We start from the raw sequence: 18,094 nt of genomic DNA on the forward strand, positions 1-18,094 counted from the left end.
AATAGTATTATCAACATGGCGTACTTTGGGTGATATAAAGACTATTTTCCCACCATCGACCACTTTTGTGCGTTTAAATGATTTAGTCAATACTTATCATTATTGGGGAGATGATGATGGAGATGGACAGGGGACTAATGGTGTAACGGCGACAGGGACTTTATGGCTTTCATTAGAGGATAAGAATGGAAATACTGTACGTCTTAATGATACATTAGATGCATGTAAGGCGCCTTATAGGGTAACAATAGGTTTAAATCCCGATGGTGCTAGTTTAACTACACAGTATGGCGTGCCAAATCGTCGTGTATTTTCAACCACTAATGACAGGGAGTATTATTATTTCAAACCAAATGCAAATTGTTTGGTTTTTATGCAGTCGGCAAGGCCGAATTTGTTATATGGTGGTACTACTGGCATCGATTCTATCGACAATCCTCGCTACGCAGGCCCATCTAACATATGGAGTCCTACAAAGGGTTTTTTAACTCAGTCAACGCGTTCATCATCTTATGACCAAAATTTTCCTACAACGGGTGCTGATGGGTTGTATTTTGATTTGGAGTTGCCAGCAGGTATTGATGGAAGTCAGTTGAATTGGACAGTTAACACAAGTGGCAGTCTAGGTGCGACGGTGAGTTGGACAAGGCCGCGTTCTGGTACATTCACAGACCCTGCAGGAAGAACTGTCCAAGCCGATCAATGGATTACTGATAAATCCAAGAATGTAACACGGGTAACGTTAAGTGGTCCTAGGGCAAGTAGTAGTCAAATAAGCTCAAGTAGTCCTAGTAGGCTTACCGTCCCTTCTTTGCCACAGACCTTTGAGTTGGTGGGCAGAGACGGTCGTGGTGATGAAGTGAGGTATGGATTTGTGTTAAAGCAGTGGTTCGTCAATCGAGGTAATGTACTTGATAATCGGTCTAACCACTCCACTTGGTGTAGTCGTTTGGGCTATCGGATGCCTAGGGTAAGAGATTTAACCAATGCGGTTTGTTCTGGTTGGAATTCTGGTTCATCTTGCCAAGGTTCTGTCGGCGCCACACCTAGTTCATCTAATAATACTTATATGCGTCACATAGGTGCAGGTTTTTTCACGGAGTGGGGCAGAATGAACAACTACGCTGGTGCGGGCTTCGTCCTCAACGGCTATTGGATAAGCGATGCAGCAGGTAGCGGTGGCTTCTATGTCTACTCAGGCATCGGCAACGCCTACATAGTCAGCGCTAGCGACCGTGAGTATGCTGTTTGCGCCGCACCTTAGTTTTTAGCGTTTAGTACTTAATCCTTAGAGTGCGGGGGTGGTTATGGTGCCTGAGAGGACAATCTAACAAAGAATAACGCCCCCGCGTCAGTTGGGGCGTTTTCCCTTAGGGTTGCGCTGTTGCGGCGAAGCCACAATCGCGCCGCTCCCCTTCGTCGCCGACGCTGAAAGAGTGGTTGGCAATCCTAATGATTACGCTGTGGCGGTTTAAATTTGTGGTCTATTTATAGTACGGCAAGGTTTCGGACGTTTTGACCTTTGTTGAACAAAATAGCTACAGTGACCACGTCCGAGCAAAGGGAATTAAAGCGAATTCCCTTTGCAATCCCACGCTTTGGCTACAGAATGTGGCCTACGGCTGCCCGACGCCGTCGCTCGGTCTTAACGCACCGTTTGTGGACGCGTTCCAGACGCACCACAAACTCGCCAAACATCCCTGTTTGGCGTGCTAACCTCGCTCTGTTGTCGGCACATTCTGACGCCGGAACAAGACAAACAACATAATCTTAGGTGCTTTTTGATGAGTTACTTTTGTGTTAAAAAGCAATGTAATTGTATCCAAAAAATGGTCAGGAAAGGTATTGATTTTATTAAAGTTTTTATTTTTCCGTTTTCAAGCTAAATCAATCATTTACACAACCTAAGCAAAGTGCTGACATACAACAAATCAACAAAAACACGAATAGCGCCCCAATAACAGCAAGTTAACCGCTCCAACCCCTTTTTTTAACGATAATTTAAAATTAAATAAAATCAATAAATTATAAAACACCTCAAAAAAAGGGTTTTCAAAGATGAAATTGTTGTTTATCTTTATACAGCAAGATTTATCAAATCTTGAGTTCTACTTTAACGCCGTGTAGGCGTTTAATCAAAATAAAATCAACAAGATAATTATAAAAACATAATATCTTCCCAAAACGATGGTTATGTTGTTTGTCTTGTTCCGACGTCAGAATGTGCCGACAACAGAGCGAGGTTAGCACGCCAAACAGGGATGTTTGGCGAGGCTATTCTCCGTCTGGAACGACAAATTTGTCTGGAACAAATTTGAACTTCTGAGCAAAGCGAAGATGGCCTCGAAGAGGCGAGTATCAGGATGATACGAGTAATCATAGCCGGTGCGTTAAGACCGAGCGGCGGCGGAGGGTAGCCGCAGGCCACATTCTGCAGCCAAAGCGTGGGTTGTCAGGGAACTCGCTTTAATTCCCTGACTCGGACGTGGTTACTGTAACCATTTTATTCGCCAAAGGCCAAAACGTCCGAACCCACCGCACCCAATCCATCCTATACACCAAAACAAAAAAAGGCCTGATTTTCCGCCCAAAAATCGGTCAGAAAAGGTATTGATTTTATTTAATTTTTTATTTTACTGTTTTTTACAAAAACAAACTCCCCCATCCTTCATTTAATAAAAAACCAGACATTACGTCTGGTCTTTTTACTCTTTATCACGACAACTTTTAAAAATCTAAATTTGCCGCTTTAAGGGCATTTTCTTCAATGAATAGTCGGCGGGGTTCAACTTCATCACCCATTAATGTAGTAAATAATTGATCCGCTTCAATGGCATCTTTTATGGTGACTTGCAACATGCGACGACTAGTTGGGTCCATTGTTGTTTCCCACAATTGTTCTGGGTTCATTTCTCCTAGTCCTTTATAACGTTGAATAGTTAATCCACGACGTGATTCTTTAATTAACCAATCAACAGCTTCGTCAAAAGATTCAACGGGTTGTTTGCGCTCACCACGTTGGATGAATGCGCTGTCTTCCAATAGATCTTTTAATTGTGCACCAAGATGACAGATGTTGCGGTATTCATTGCTATGAATGAACGCCTGATCCAACGTGTAATTCGTGTCAACACCATGTGTTTTGACCTTAATTACCGGTAGGTGCAATTGGGTTTTTTCATTGTAGTCAGTTGCATAGCGGTAACTGCTACCATGTTGTTCTTTGCTTGTCAGTTTTTCGACAAGTATTTTTGCCCAGTTTTCAGCTTGTTGCTGGCTTTGTAAGATAGTTTCGTTTAGTACATCGTGGTACACCAATTCTGACAGTAGTGCTTTTGGATAACGTCGTTCCATTTTAGTGATGAGCTTTTCGACTTTTTGATATTCCGCAATCAGCCGTTCTAATGCTTCGCCAGCAAGTGCTGGAGCATGATCATTAACGTGTAACGAGGCATCTTCAAGCGCTAAGGCGATTTGGAATTGCGTCATGGCATCATCGTCTTTGATGTATTGTTCCTGTTTGCCTTTTTTGACTTTGTATAAAGGTGGTTGTGCTATATAAACATAGCCGCGTTCGATGATTTCGGGCATTTGGCGATAAAAGAACGTTAATAATAAGGTGCGGATGTGTGAACCATCGACATCGGCATCGGTCATGATAATAATGCTATGATAACGCATTTTATCTGGATTATATTCATCACGACCAATACCACAACCTAATGCAGTAATTAACGTTCCCACTTCTTGCGATGAAAGCATTTTATCAAAACGGGCTTTTTCGACGTTTAATATCTTACCTTTTAGCGGTAAAATTGCTTGGTTTTTGCGATTGCGCCCTTGTTTTGCCGAGCCACCTGCCGAGTCCCCTTCCACTAAGTAAAGTTCAGATAAAGCAGGGTCTTTTTCTTGGCAGTCAGCGAGTTTACCCGGTAAGCCACCAAGGTCTAATGCGCCTTTGCGTCGTGTCATTTCGCGTGCTTTGCGTGCTGCTTCTCGTGCTCTTGCTGCGTCAATGATTTTTCCGACGACGATCTTGGCATCACTTGGGTTTTCAAGAAGATATTCTGCTAATTTTTCACCCATGACGGATTCAACCGCCGATTTAACTTCTGATGAGACTAATTTGTCTTTAGTTTGTGATGAGAATTTAGGATCAGGGACTTTAACTGATACAACCGCGATGAGGCCTTCACGCGCATCATCACCAGTGGCACTAATTTTCGCTTTTTTGCTGTATCCTTCAGCTTCCATATAATTGTTTAATGTGCGCGTCATTGCACCACGGAAACCGGCTAAGTGTGTACCGCCGTCTCGTTGGGGGATGTTGTTAGTAAAACAATAGATATTTTCTTGGTAGCCATCGTTCCACTGCAGTGCCACTTCGACGCCAATATCGTCTTTTTCAGTGCTGAAGTAAAATATTTTTGGGTGAATCGGGTTTTTGTTTTTATTGAGATATTCAACAAAAGCTTGGATTCCGCCTTCGTAATGATAATGTTCATTTTTGCCTGTACGTTCATCAAGTAATTTTATCGATACACCTGAGTTTAGGAACGAGAGTTCACGAAGTCGTTTGGCGAGTATTTCGTAGACAAATTCGATGTTGGTAAATGTTTCAGGACTTGGCCAGAAGCGGACGTATGTGCCTGATTCTGTGGTTTCGCCAATCACGTTAAGTGGTGCTTGTGGTACCCCTAAGTTGTAAATTTGTTGATGTATTTTTCCGTCACGATAAATCACTAATTCTAATTTATCCGATAAAGCATTTACCACTGAAACACCAACACCGTGTAAGCCACCAGATACTTTGTAAGAATTATCATCAAATTTCCCGCCAGCATGTAATACAGTCATAATAACTTCAGCAGCTGAGATGCCTTCTTCTTCATGTATACCTGTTGGAATACCCCGACCATCGTCACGTACAGAAACTGAGTTATCGGGATGGATGGTTACTTCAATATGGTGACAATAACCGGCTAATGCTTCATCAATGGCATTATCGACCACTTCAAAAACCATATGGTGAAGTCCTGTGCCATCATCAGTATCACCAATATACATACCTGGACGTTTACGGACAGCATCAAGTCCTTTAAGGACTTTAATGCTAGAAGAATCATAAGAATTAGACATGGATTTCTCGACTTATTTGATTGTTTATATCATTCTGTATATTTACGAGATTATACCAGATTTTATGTAAAAAATCTTATCATTTTCATCGATCATATGGGTAATTTGCGATTGATTGACGGCCGTAATAAATACTTGTGAATTAGCAAGCTTTAGCCGTTTGGCTAATAATGTTCTTTTGTTGTTGTCTAATTCAGATGCAAAATCATCAATCAAGTAAACACAGGCTTGGGTATTTTGCTTTGAATAATATTCACCCTGCGATAGGCGCAAAGCACACATTAATAACTTTAGTTGCCCACGTGATAATAGATCTTCAACGGGGATATTGTCGATGCGTAAGCGAATATCCGCTTTATGTGGGCCGGTCGATGTGTAGTTGAGTAGTTTATCGCGTTCATACTGTTTTTGGAGTATTTGAGCATAATCTGTATCGTGATCCCAACCTTGGAAATACTGGCAATTTAGTTGATATTCGGGCAAAAAATCATGACACGTTTGCATGATTTCAGGAAAAATTTTTTGCGAGTAATCAGCTCTTATTTGACTAATTTTTTCAGCAATGGGTGCGATCTCTTTGTCCCAAGGTAATAATTGATTATAATTTTTAGCTTGCTTTAGCAGTGCATTGCGTTGTTTAAATAGGCGTTTTAATCTGTTCCATAAATGGACAAATTCTGGGTAATGGTGAAAGCACCCCCAGTCGATAAATGAACGTCGATATTTAGGCCCCCCCGTTAATAAGTCAAACCCTTCTGGGGTAATGAGTTGGATAGGGAGTAGTTTGGCTAGATCAGTGAGTCGAAAGCCTTCGTCTCCGTCTATTTTGATTTTATTTTCACTATTGCGTGATTTAGAAAGACCAATTGAATGTGTTTGTTGGTTGGTGTTTTTTATTTCGCTAAATAATACCAGTTCGGGTTGTTCGTGCTGAATGATGCGATTGGATTGGGTGTGCCTAAATGCGCGGCCATGCCCAAGCATATAAATGGCTTCGAGTAGGCTTGTTTTGCCACTGCCATTATCGCCAACAATGAAGTTGAAATGCGGCGATAAGGTGAGCTTTGCGTAATCAATATTACGGAAATGATGTATGTTGATGGTTGAAAGAGTCATATGCTATCAATTATTCCGGCCGAAGCCGGAAAATTAAGTAAGAGTTGATTATAAGCGCATTGGCATAACAACATAAGTGGCAGATTGATTGTTGATATCTTCAATTTGTACACTTGATACGGCGTCAGTAAGTAATAGCTGTACGCTATCACATTTCAATGTATTTAATATGTCGAGTAAATAGGTGACATTGAAGCCAATTTCAAGCTCTGCTGATTCATATTTTACGTCAACAACTTCTTCAGCTTCTTCTTGTTCAGGATTGTTTGCAGTAATTTTTATTTGGTTGTTATGGACATGAAGTCGGATACCGCGGAACTTTTCATTAGACAAGATGGCAACCCTTGATAGGGCATTTCTGAGTTCTTCGCAGGAGACTTCAAGTGGTTTATCTGGATTGCGTGGTAATACGCGTTTATAGTCAGGAAATCGACCATCAATGAGTTTTGATGTGAAAGTGAAATCACCAAGGTTAACACGTAAGTTGTTATTACCAATTTGCATCGTGATTAGTTCGTCGTTATCGCTAACCAGTTTTGCGAGCTCAAGCACTCCTTTTCTTGGTAAAATAACGGAGTGAGTAGTTTGTGTATCTTGTTCTATTGGTTGTGCGCATAGTGCTAGTCGATGTCCATCAGTCGCGACTGTTTTTAATAGGCCATCTTCAATTTCAAATAACATGCCATTTAAATAATATCTGACATCTTGGTTTGCCATTGAAAATTGTACTGCATCAATCAGTCGTTTTATGGTTTTTTGTGGAACAGAAAGGTCGACATCGCTTTGCCAATTTTCCAAATTAGGAAAATCATTAGCAGGTAGCGTTGCTAAAGAAAATTTACTACGACCGGATTGAATCATCAATCGGTTATCGTCAACGCTTATCGATATTTGGGCATCATTAGGTAAGTTTCGACAGATATCAAGAAACTTTCTTGCTGGTACAGTAGTTGCACCCGGCTCACTTGGTTCGGTTAATTGTAGATAGGATATCATCTCTATTTCAAGATCCGTTCCCGTCATTGATAGCCTGTTGTCATTGACTTGTAATAATAGATTTCCCAAAATTGGTAGCGTCGGGCGATTACTCAGTGGAGCGCTGACAAGGTGCAAGGGTTTTATCAGTTTTTCACGATCTATAATAAATTTCATAGTATTGATTCTTTTTTAAGTTGATAATGTTCGAATTAAATTGGAATAATCTTCTTTAATTGCATTGCTTTCTTCTTTTAATTCTGCAATTTTTCTACATGCATGTAATACGGTTGTGTGATCTCTTCCACCAAAGCCATCGCCGATTTCAGGCAGGCTTTTGTTAGTGAGTTCCTTGGCAAGCGCCATTGCGACTTGTCGTGGTCTTGCAACCGAACGGGAACGACGTTTAGAAAGTAAATCTGATACTTTAATTTTATAGTATTCGGCAACCGTTTTTTGTATATTTTCAATGGTAACCAGTTTTTCTTGTAAAGCCAGTAAATCTTTTAAGGCATCTTTAACAAAATCAATGGTAATCGCTTTCCCTGTAAAATTAGCATTAGCGATGACGCGATTAAGTGCACCCTCTAACTCTCGAACATTGGAACGTAGCCTTTTAGCAATAAAAAAAGCGACTTCTTCGGGTAATTTAATATGATTTTCTTCGGCTTTTTTCATCAAAATGGCAACTCGTGTTTCGAGCTCAGGGGGCTCAATTGCAATGGTTAATCCCCAACCAAAACGTGATTTTAAGCGGTCTTCAACACCATCAATTTCTTTAGGGTAACGATCCGAGGTTAAAATAATTTGTTGATTGCCTTCTAATAACGAATTAAACGTGTGAAAAAACTCCTCTTGGGATCGCTCTTTATTGGCAAAAAATTGAATGTCATCAATCAACAACGCATCAACTGAACGATAGTAATTTTTAAACTCTTCAATAGCATTATTTTGTAGTGCTTTTACCATATCTTGCACAAAGCGTTCCGAATGCATGTAGACAACTTTGGCATTAGGCTTTTCTTCCATTATTTGATTGCCAACCGCATGTAATAAATGCGTTTTACCTAAACCAGTAGAACCATATAAAAATAATGGGTTATAAGCTTTTCCGGGGTTTTCAGCCACTTGTTTTGCCGCAGCAACACCTAGTTGGTTTGATTTACCTTCGACAAAACTGTTGAAAGTATGTTTATGATTAATACCTGAACGGTAAATATGATTGTGATTTGTTTCTTTTGTTGTTTGCCAAGCCGGTAAAACATCCATTTTGCGCTGGCTACTTTGGGCTTTTTTATCTGTCGATACAGTCGAGCCAACTTCAAGAAATAATTTTAAAGAATCGTCATTAAAAAGCTTATTTAGTAATTGGGATATAGTGGTTAAATATTTATTCCTTACCCAATCTAACACAAATCTATTTGGTGCATAAATATAAAGTTTGTTATCGACCATTTCCGCTTGCAACGGGCGAATCCATAAATTGAATTCCGTTGTAGGAATTTCTTCTTGTAATTGAGAAAGGCAATCTTGCCAAATCGCGGTAGGCACGGCAACTCCTTCAATTTTTCTTACTAACAATACCGTAAGGCATTATAATCCCTTTTGTGGATAATTTGTAGTTCTAAGGTGATATATATTTAGTTGTTAACAAAAAAGAGAGATAAAAAAACCCGGCTTTTAACCGGGTCTTAATGAATAACTTAAAAAAACAAAAATTAATTTGTTGAATTAGTTACTTGAACTTCTTGAACGTTACGTGCTTTAACTTCAATTTCAACACGACGATCTGGTGCTAAACATGCTTTTAAGTCAGCGCCACGAAGTGCATTACATTTAGTACCAGTTACTGGTTGAGTTTTACCTACACCATGAGCACTGATTAAGTTAGCAGGAACACCTTTAGAAATTAAGTATTTCATTACAGAATTAGCGCGTTGTTCTGATAATTTTTGGTTGTAACTATCTGAACCGATACGGTCAGTATGGCCAATTACAACAACAGCACTTTCTGTTGGGTTGATTTTAACAAGGCTTGTTAATAAGTTGTCTAATGCTTGACGACCTTCAGCTTTTAAGTCAGATTTTGCATAAGCAAATAGAACATCTTCATTTAATACATAACGTTTTACTTCAGTTTTTAACTCAACTGGAGCTGGAGCTGCTGGTGCGCCTAAACGGTAAGTAATACCTAAACTTACTAGTCCAGCATCTGGAGATGCATCAGTTTTAGTATGAATATGTTGAACATATTGGTATTCTAAACGAGTAGAGAAGTCTTCGTCGAAACGATAGTCAAGACCTAACGCATACACAGGAGATAGGTCAGTTTTTGTACCATTGTCAAGTTTGTCGCCATCTTTTACTAAACCGCCGTTTTTCCATTTAGCGATAGTTACCATTCCACCTGCACGACCATAGATATCTAGGTTGTCAATGATAGGGTAGCTTAATTTACCAGTTAAAGATACACCTTGAGCAGAAACTTTACTATGACCTACATCATAATCTCTGCCTGCATAATGGAAAGATCTTTTATATTTAGCAGATCCTAACCAGTCATAACCTAATTCAAAAGCTAAATAAGGATTTGCTTGGAAACCAAGGAAAGCACCACCAGCAATATTGCTACGGTTTGAAGTGCTGATACCAACGTTATCCCATACACGAACTTTATTCGCATCTAATCGATAAAGCTCTGACCAACCTAATTTAGCACCTGTATAAAAAGTGTTGTCTTCATATGCTGCATTAGCTGCAGTAGCTGTTAAACTTGCAACTGCGATTGCTAGAGCTAGAGTAGTTTTTTTCATTTTATTGCCTCAACTTATATATTGTTATAGACGATGTTTAGTTTCTTTTATTGTTTAAAATACACTTCAAATAAAAAGAACAATACTTATTTTTATATAATTATGTTACCCATAATCTGTCTGCTAGTATAGCATAGATAATAGGCAAATCCATAACTAATGATTGTATAATGCAAAAAAAATTTAAATAATTTTATCAAATGATTTTGTTAATTGTTATGTAAAAGTTATTAATAGTATTGGCTAATGAATTAGCCATAATAATGAAGTCAGCTTCTAGTTTTTTATCAAATTCATCTGAACCGATATCTTCATTTTCGTCTAAAATAACCGAATCAAATTTAATTCGTTTAAATGTTAAGTCATTATTGACGATAAAGCTGACGCCTCTTTCATCAATAATTTTAATTTTTGTGACCCATTTGCCAGAATCAAAATGAACACGCATTTCGTCACCGGTGATCTCTTGGTTTTTGCAGTTGATAATTCCATTACCTTCAAGCGGATCTTTGAGTTCGGCTTGATCACCTAATATAAATGGTGGAAAATTCAGGTTTTCTTTAACCCAAGTCGTCATGATTTGTTCAAGTGGTTTATCAATTGATAACGGTGTTAATGCAAGCGATCCAAGCTCTTTGCGTAAAATGGCTAAGATATCTTCGGCTTGTTTAAAGCTACTACAATCAACAATAATGCGTTTATTTTGTGTATCAATCCATAACCAATAGTGATTATATTTACTAAATGCTCTTGGCATGAGATCAATCATGACTTCGTCTTTTAAGGTGGCTTTTTCGTTTTTAGTCAGTTTTCTACTGAGTGCGTGTTCTTGTTTATCGATTTTCTCTAATAATGCTTGTTTAATAACAGGGGTGGGTAATATTTTGGTTTCTTTTTTGATTCGTAATAATAAATGCCCTTGCATATCAATAATAAAAGCATCGTCATTATTATCATGATAAGGCGATACCCAACCCATTTTGGTTGTGTCTAAATTACCGCAGGGGGTAAAAAGATGCGATTTTATTGCGTTTTCAATCGCATCTTTATTAAGTAACGTGTCATTATTGAGTTGATAAATGATGGCATTTTTAAACCAAAGCATACTTTTCTATTTCCTGAATTTTTTGTGGTAATGATCTTATTTCACTTAAAATAGCTAACAACTTGATATTGATGTCTATTAATTAAAAATTATAAGATACACCCATATAAATTGAGGTGACAGTGCTATTGTCAACCATTGGGCTATCAGCTGCGTCACCAGTTAATTTGTCGATATGAACACCGCCAAAAGTAGCCATATTTTCGGTGAATGAATATTGTGCTGCGATTTCGGCGTAAGGTGTCAATGAGCTATTGGCATTGAAGTATCTCAATCCTGAACGAGATGATTCTTTATGCGAAATACCATAATAATAACCATTGTGTTTACCATTAGCCCAATTTATCCCGATGGTTGGTGCAACAATGAAATTACCTTGCATATAAGGGACGGTATAATCGCTGTTGACTAAAATACTATTACTTTTATTTAGCATATCAGCCCCAACGCTACTAGAAAATCCACCCCAGTTGGTTACAAGGGAATATTCTATTTCTGTCAGTAATGTTGAGTGGCGGCTATCAAGTTGTTTTAATTGGTGATTATCTGAATTGTGTGGTTTAAATTCATTAGATAAGTAGCGAGTACCAATTGAAATATTTTGATCATCGGCATGATAAACATAAATCCCAGCGGATAAATCATCGATAAAAAATCGCCCATTGTCATAATCAATATGGGGAATAGGAGAATAATGAGCACTGTAACTTTTATAAGGTGAATTTTCCCAACCAATACCAATCCCAAGGGAGGTGGGCTCAGCTAATGCGATCTGGGTAGTTCCTAATGCTATTATTGATAAAATAGAAAGTGCATAAGGTATTTTTTTCATTTTTTGATGCCCGTATATCGTGCTTATCTATATAAGAGAGCGCTTGTTATCAGTTCGCAAATTTTATTATCTTTTAGTGTATTTTTTTGTTTTGTTTATCGTCACACAATTTATACAGTAATTATACATTGTAACAAACAAATTTCTTGAATAATAATGCCACATTTTATCGTATTTGAATATGGATTAGTGAGATAAATTATGAGCAAACCAACTTTAGAAATGATTAACAGTCGTCCTGATGATGCGACACTGTTAGCGGATGAAGCTAAATATTGTTCTTTTGGCGATACCGTGCATTATGTTGAACCACCAAAAATCTTTGATGGTTGTGAAGGTAGTTATATGTATGACAAAGAAGGCAAAGCTTTCCTTGACTTACAAATGTGGTATTCTGCGTGTAACTTTGGTTATGCTAATGAACGTTTAAATAATGTGCTTAAAAAGCAAATTGATACTTTACCACAATGCGCTAGCCAATATTTGCATCCAACTAAAATTGAATTAGCCAAAACCATTGCACAAGGCATGGAAAAGCGTTTTGGTTATGAAGGACGAGTACATTTCAATGTGGGTGGTTCACAATGTATTGAAGACTCTTTAAAATTGGTTCGTAATGCATCTGGCGGTAAATCGTTAATGTTTGCTTTCCAAGGTGGATACCATGGTCGTACTTTAGGCGCTTCATCCATTACATCAAGTTATCGTTATCGTCGTCGCTATGGTCATTTTGGTGATCGTGCTATGTTTGTCCCATTCCCATATCCTTTCCGTCGACCAAAAGGCATGACAGCAGAAGAATATGGTGAACATTTGGTGGCTGAATTTGCGCGTTTATTTGAAACCGAATACCACGGTGTTTGGGATCCAAAAGTGGGACAAGCGGAATATGCAGCGTTTTATGCCGAACCTTTACAAGCAACAGGTGGTTATATTGTTCCTCCTCGTAATTACTTTAAAGGTCTTAAAAAAGTATTAGATCAGTATGGTATTTTATTAGTCGTTGATGAAATCCAAATGGGCTTTTATCGTACTGGTAAACTTTGGTCAATTGAACACTTTGATGTCAAACCTGATGTTGTGGTTTTTGCTAAAGCATTAACTAATGGTCTTAATCCGCTAGGTGGTTTATGGGCACGTGAAGAATTAATTAATCCACAAGTATTCCCAGTTGGCTCAACTCACTCAACTTTTGCCTCAAATCCACTTGGTACAGCAGTTGGTCTTGAAGTGTTAAAAATGACTTCTGAAACCGATTACGAAAAAATGGTCATGGAGAGCGGTGCTTACTTCCTAGAAGGTTTAAAAACACTTGAGAAGAAACACAAAGAGATCGGCGAAGTTGATGGTTTAGGCTTAGCGCTACGTGCTGAAATCTGTACTGAAGATGGCTTTACAGCCAATAAAGCACTTGTTGACAAAATGGTTGATATCGGTATGTCCGGTGATCTTGATTGGAAAGGTACCAAAATGGGCTTAGTGCTGGATATTGGTGGTTACTATAAAAACGTGATTACCTTTGCGCCATCGTTACACATCTCTCGTCAAGAAATTGATCAGGGTATTGAACTGTTGGATCAATTAATTACACGAGCTAAAAAAGAGCTTTAATTGTTTTGTTTTCATTTTCCCGCCAATGTCTATTGGCGGGACCGCGAGTTACAGCCAATCTTATATTTAACGTTATGAAATATATCAATCAGTTAGAACCCAATGAATTAATAGACAATTTTCTAGCTCATCCTCCACAAGAATTTTCCGCATGGCTGAGTGAAGATGGTGTGCCTGTTTTTTCTGCCAAGTTTGATCTTCTTACTACTGCAGATGATGATTTCAGACATAAAATTCAAAAACTGCCTTTTTATCATAAATGGCAGCGCTACTTACAACCCAATACTTGTTTTGTTGGCGCAACTGTTTCGGAATATGCGTTACTAAATGATAAAGTGGATGCTAATCAATTAGCACAACATCTAAAAACAGCTTATGCTAAGCAATATCCTTTTTTGATTGTTAAAGATATACCTATCGCATCGCCTTTACTGAGTGAAAAAGAAAATGATTATTCAATGCATCTTATTTCGTCACTAAAAGAACAAGGTTTTATTGAAGTCGAGGGGCAAGCATTGGCTTGGCTACCGATTGATTTTGTAAATATAGATGAAATTTTTTCACGATTTTCTTATAGTCGACGTAAAAATTTTAGGCGAAAACTAAAATCACGAGAAAAATTAACCATTAATATTTTGCATAGTGGTGATGAGTGTTTTTATGACCAAGCGGTTTTAGATGAGTATTATCAATTATATCTTAATGTTTATCAGCAAAGTGAAATCCATTTTGACTTATTGACTAAGCCCTTTTTTACTCAGCTATTACAAAGCAAAACCCAAAATGCGCATATTGTGACTTATCATTATGATGATAAGTTGGTGGGGTACAATATTTGTTTTGTTGTGAACAATATGCTAGTTGATAAGTATATTGGTATGGTTTATCCACAGGCAAGAGAGCTCAATCTCTATTTTGTAAGCTGGTTTGTAAATCTTGAATATGCTTTGCAGCAAGGATTTAGTCACTATATTGCGGGTTGGACCGATCCTGAGGTAAAAGCATCACTCGGTGCAAAATTTACTTTTACTAAGCATCTTGTTTATATTCGCAATCCATTACTAAGAGCTGTATTACGCAGATTGATTGGTCACTTTGAAAGTGATAAGGAGAAAGTAGCATGACCTGTCCTATTATTCTCAACTTTGATGGAAGCGTGGGTGATATCTGTCATGCTCAAACGATTGATGTTACGCAGTGGCAAGATACAATTCGTTTTGGTTGCACTAAGAAACAATTTAGCCAATTTAAACAGGTATTACAGCAATCTTTACCCGAAAGCCATGGCACGGTATTAATGGGCAGTGGTGATTTTCATCATATTTCATTACTACTTATTGAACGTTTAGCAAAGCAATATTCCGCAGATAATCCTATTCAAGTTGTGATTTTTGATAATCATCCAGACAATATGCGCTATCTATTTGGTGTGCATTGTGGATCATGGGTTAGTTATGTGGCAAGTTTGCCTTTTGTGAGTCATGTACATGTGCTTGGCATTACCTCCCATGATATTGGTATAGCACATTTTTGGGAAAATAGATGGAAACCGCTATTTCATAAAAAATTGACTTACTGGAGCTTAGATGTCAATGTCGCATGGGCAAAAAAAATTGGCTTAGGACATGCTTTTAGGCATTTTGCCACACCTGATGACCTTATTGCTAACTTCTTATCCGAACAATATCATAGCGCACAACCGGTCTATTTATCGATTGATAAAGACGTATTAAGCGAAGAGGTGATTCACACCAACTGGGATCAAGGCAAGCTACAAACGTATCATCTGCTTGATACTATATCGTCAATTAAACCTAGAATTATCGGCAGTGATATTACCGGTGAACTATCAATATGGCAGCCATCTAATTGGTTTAAACGTTTGCTTAGTTCTCTTGATAAACAACCGAGCATATCGCCAAATAACCTTCTTAATTGGCAGCAAGAACAGCATCAACTTAATTTGACGCTATTAAAAACATTAACAGTATAAGTTTTTAAAAGTTTCAGGAAAGTAGGCTTAAGGCCTAGCTTTCCATTATGATTGGAACTTAGGGTTAATGGTTGTGCGGATTTTGTTTCGATAATTTGCTTTCTGCTAATGCCAAAAAGAGAATGCCTGAAACAATTAATATTGTACCAATTAACTTGAATAAGGTAATCGGTTCGTGAAATAACCAAATTGAAACAACCATCACTGTCACAACTTCGAAGTGTGATGCGGCAAAAGCGGGTCCTACAGGGGCTTTTTTTAATAACGTCATCCAAGTAAAAAATGTCAGAATATAGCCTGCTATTGAGATATAGATCCAAGGGTTAGTAAATACGCGAATTAACCATTCAATGCTCATCTCTAACGGTTGAGCTTCAATCGCTGTTAATTTAAAACTACATTGCGCAATTGTGTCAAAAAAGAGCAATACAGAAAAGCCAATTAAGTAAAATCTAGCCATATTACGACATTCCTACAAAAACAACACCGGCGGTGATTAATAGCATTCCGATCAAGCGGTAACTAGTCAGTAATTCTTTGAAAATAATACGGCCAACTAGCATGATAGTAATAATATTAAATGAGGCAAGTAATACCCCTTGCGAAAGTGGTACTAACGTTAAAAAGGCTAACCATAATAAAAATTCAGCAACATACGAGGTAACACCAATCCAAATCCACTTATTTTTTGCTAAATCTAACCAATAGTACCAACCATCGCGATTGTTGGGGGCGATGGCTGCAAATTTAAAAGCGACTTGGCCTAAGGTATCGAAGCAGATGTTACTAACCCAAAGTAGAATAACTAATGGTGACATTATGCTTTTATTCCTTCTGCTATATTATCAAAGAAAGAAACACACTCCTTGATCACTTCGCGGCGCTGGCTATCAATGGTAATTAAATGATAGCTATCATTTAATACCACTAACTTTGTTGGTCCTGAAACTTGCTTTTCGACCAATTTGGCATTCGTTTCTATATTGGCGATATCATCGTTACCTGAATGCATAATTAAACAAGGCGAAACTACTTGGGGTAATTGCTTACGCATCGCTTTTGCTAATAATTGCATTTCGGCAAGCGCAGGGAATGGATTTCCTGCAAGGCCTGCTGATGCAGCATCACCACTTAACATACTTTCAGAGACCACCGCACGAATGCGTTCATCTTTAAGTCCATAAGGCGGTTGTTCAATGAAAACCTGTTTTTGGAAAATACCCAATTTTTTAAAGTAAACAAGTAAGAAAAACAGTTTTTTTGCCCAAAATGGCATACTCCAACCATCGTAACAAAATGTGGGTGCTAACACACCAACCCCTTTAATTTGTTCAGGTCTGTCTACTGCCAGTTTGAGCGCAAGTAGTGCGCCCATTGATAGTCCTGCAACAAAGATATTATCTACATGCTGTGCTAAATAATCAGCGCCATCTTGCACGCTTTTATACCAATCTTGCCAAGTTGTTTTACACAAATCTTCTTCCGTACCACAATGCCCAGCTAACTGGATGGCATAAACCGTAAATCCTGCTTTATGTAAACCATTGGCTAAAATTCGCATTTCATTGGGGGTACCGGTTAAGCCATGAATTAACAGTACACCATTTTTATTACCTGGTAGAAAGTAAGATAAATCTTCGATTGTACTCATTAATGTTCCTTATTCTTTTACCATCATCACAGGAATAACCGCTTGTTGAGTTTGTTCTAATGCGGTTGTGACATCGGCAAAGCTGGTGATTTGCGTGTGTGCTATGCTATTTTTTTCGCAATAGTTAACTAACTTATCTTTAGCAAAGACAAAATCAACATTATGCGACACGCAATAGTCTGACGTACCGTCACCAACATAAAGTATTTGTGGAAAATATTTTTGTTTTTTAACATGATTACATTTGCAATTACCGCTTTTTTTGATGCAGTCTTTGTTTGCATAGGGGAACTCAAGGCGCCAACTGCGCGCATTATTATGCAGTAATTTATTGGCAAAAATCGGCAACTGTTTAATACCATGACGTTTTAAAATAAACTCAATGGCATAATCAAGACCGTCGCTAACTACGTGGACAGGGATATTATTTTGTTCAGTATATTGAATAAAGGATTTAAAATCCGGATCAATTTCAATTTGAGATAAGACGTCATTGAGCTCATCTAAGCTTGCATCCATTAAGGCAATTTGCTTGCTCATACATTCTTGAGAGCCAATTTTGCCATTAACCCATAATGTTTCGAGTTCATCACAACCCTCTTGACCAAAATGGCTTAGTAAGGTGTCGGTAACATCTTTTACACTAATTGTGCCATCAAAATCACACAAGACAATTGGCGAGTGATGTTGTGTATAAGATGGATGAAAAAGAAAGTTTGTAATTGATGAAAAAGTATTCATGTTTAATGTAAAAATAGCCTATTTAAAGATATTGGCGCAAATTCTCTCATAGAGTAACTATAAACTTTGTAGGCTCTTTGTATATATTTTGTAACGAGGGAATAATTGTCTGTATAAT

Annotated in this window: 15 protein-coding genes; 4 read left to right on the forward strand and 11 right to left on the reverse strand. The window is 38.0% G+C overall.

Translation table 11 applies throughout. The features are described 5' to 3' along the window. Positions 1 to 1,264 (forward strand): hypothetical protein (locus ACYIAJ_RS08710; RefSeq protein ID WP_483564671.1); only part of this gene is annotated, 1,264 nt, incomplete at its 5' end. 1,463 nt (positions 1,265 to 2,727) lie between these two features. Here the strand turns inward: ACYIAJ_RS08710 and gyrB are convergent. The 7 genes from gyrB to ACYIAJ_RS08745 all read right to left on the reverse strand — a co-directional run bounded on the left by gyrB (position 2,728) and on the right by ACYIAJ_RS08745 (position 11,980). After that, the gene (gyrB, locus tag ACYIAJ_RS08715) at positions 2,728 to 5,139 is read right to left on the reverse strand and encodes a DNA topoisomerase (ATP-hydrolyzing) subunit B (protein WP_483560563.1); all 2,412 of its coding nucleotides are present in this window, start codon (positions 5,137 to 5,139) and stop codon (positions 2,728 to 2,730) included. A gap of 42 nt (positions 5,140 to 5,181) precedes the next feature. Beyond that, positions 5,182 to 6,255 (reverse strand): DNA replication/repair protein RecF, encoded by a 1,074-nt coding sequence (recF, locus tag ACYIAJ_RS08720; RefSeq protein ID WP_483564672.1) that lies wholly within the window; start codon positions 6,253 to 6,255, stop codon positions 5,182 to 5,184. Between the two features lie 48 nt (positions 6,256 to 6,303). After that, the gene (gene dnaN, locus ACYIAJ_RS08725) at positions 6,304 to 7,407 is read right to left on the reverse strand and encodes a DNA polymerase III subunit beta (protein ID WP_483560565.1); all 1,104 of its coding nucleotides are present in this window, start codon (positions 7,405 to 7,407) and stop codon (positions 6,304 to 6,306) included. Between the two features lie 15 nt (positions 7,408 to 7,422). Next, positions 7,423 to 8,781: a chromosomal replication initiator protein DnaA gene (gene dnaA, locus ACYIAJ_RS08730; RefSeq protein ID WP_483560566.1), complete on the reverse strand. Its 1,359-nt coding sequence runs from the start codon at positions 8,779 to 8,781 to the stop codon at positions 7,423 to 7,425. A gap of 167 nt (positions 8,782 to 8,948) precedes the next feature. After that, a complete protein-coding gene (gene ompA, locus ACYIAJ_RS08735) occupies positions 8,949 to 10,043 on the reverse strand; it encodes a porin OmpA (protein WP_483564673.1) in 1,095 nt (364 codons plus the stop codon). Positions 10,044 to 10,239: 196 nt separating this feature from the next. Then, a complete protein-coding gene (locus tag ACYIAJ_RS08740) occupies positions 10,240 to 11,148 on the reverse strand; it encodes a recombination-associated protein RdgC (RefSeq protein WP_483564674.1) in 909 nt (302 codons plus the stop codon). Between the two features lie 82 nt (positions 11,149 to 11,230). Continuing rightward, the gene (locus ACYIAJ_RS08745; protein WP_483564675.1) at positions 11,231 to 11,980 is read right to left on the reverse strand and encodes a MipA/OmpV family protein; all 750 of its coding nucleotides are present in this window, start codon (positions 11,978 to 11,980) and stop codon (positions 11,231 to 11,233) included. Positions 11,981 to 12,181: 201 nt separating this feature from the next. Between ACYIAJ_RS08745 and ACYIAJ_RS08750 the strand changes: the two genes are divergently transcribed. The 3 genes from ACYIAJ_RS08750 (at position 12,182) to ACYIAJ_RS08760 (ending at position 15,584) form a co-directional block, all read left to right on the forward strand. After that, positions 12,182 to 13,591 (forward strand): aspartate aminotransferase family protein, encoded by a 1,410-nt coding sequence (locus tag ACYIAJ_RS08750; protein ID WP_141669987.1) that lies wholly within the window; start codon positions 12,182 to 12,184, stop codon positions 13,589 to 13,591. 74 nt (positions 13,592 to 13,665) lie between these two features. Beyond that, complete coding sequence (locus ACYIAJ_RS08755) at positions 13,666 to 14,715, forward strand: GNAT family N-acetyltransferase (RefSeq protein WP_483564676.1); 1,050 nt, start codon at positions 13,666 to 13,668, stop codon at positions 14,713 to 14,715. After that, the gene (locus tag ACYIAJ_RS08760; protein WP_483564677.1) at positions 14,712 to 15,584 is read left to right on the forward strand and encodes an arginase family protein; all 873 of its coding nucleotides are present in this window, start codon (positions 14,712 to 14,714) and stop codon (positions 15,582 to 15,584) included. Before ACYIAJ_RS08755 ends, ACYIAJ_RS08760 begins: the two co-directional genes overlap by 4 nt. Positions 15,585 to 15,648: 64 nt before the next feature. On the opposite strand, the gene ACYIAJ_RS08765 is transcribed toward ACYIAJ_RS08760, so the two are convergent. From ACYIAJ_RS08765 to ACYIAJ_RS08780, 4 genes are read right to left on the reverse strand one after another with little or no spacing between them, the layout of a single operon-like run. Next, on the reverse strand, positions 15,649 to 16,044 hold the full coding sequence (locus ACYIAJ_RS08765) for a DMT family transporter (protein ID WP_483560572.1): 396 nt from the start codon (positions 16,042 to 16,044) through the stop codon (positions 15,649 to 15,651). 1 nt (position 16,045) lies between these two features. Next, positions 16,046 to 16,402, reverse strand: a complete 357-nt coding sequence (locus ACYIAJ_RS08770; protein ID WP_174797660.1) for an EamA family transporter — start codon at positions 16,400 to 16,402, stop codon at positions 16,046 to 16,048. Beyond that, entirely contained in the window at positions 16,402 to 17,235 is an 834-nt protein-coding gene (locus ACYIAJ_RS08775) for an alpha/beta hydrolase (RefSeq protein WP_483564678.1), read from the reverse strand. Before ACYIAJ_RS08775 ends, ACYIAJ_RS08770 begins: the two co-directional genes overlap by 1 nt. Before the next feature lie 9 nt (positions 17,236 to 17,244). Beyond that, positions 17,245 to 17,976: an MtnX-like HAD-IB family phosphatase gene (locus tag ACYIAJ_RS08780; protein ID WP_483560575.1), complete on the reverse strand. Its 732-nt coding sequence runs from the start codon at positions 17,974 to 17,976 to the stop codon at positions 17,245 to 17,247. Between the last annotated feature and the right edge of the window lie 118 nt (positions 17,977 to 18,094).

The sequence above is a fragment of the Gilliamella sp. X-46 genome (assembly GCF_057063525.1).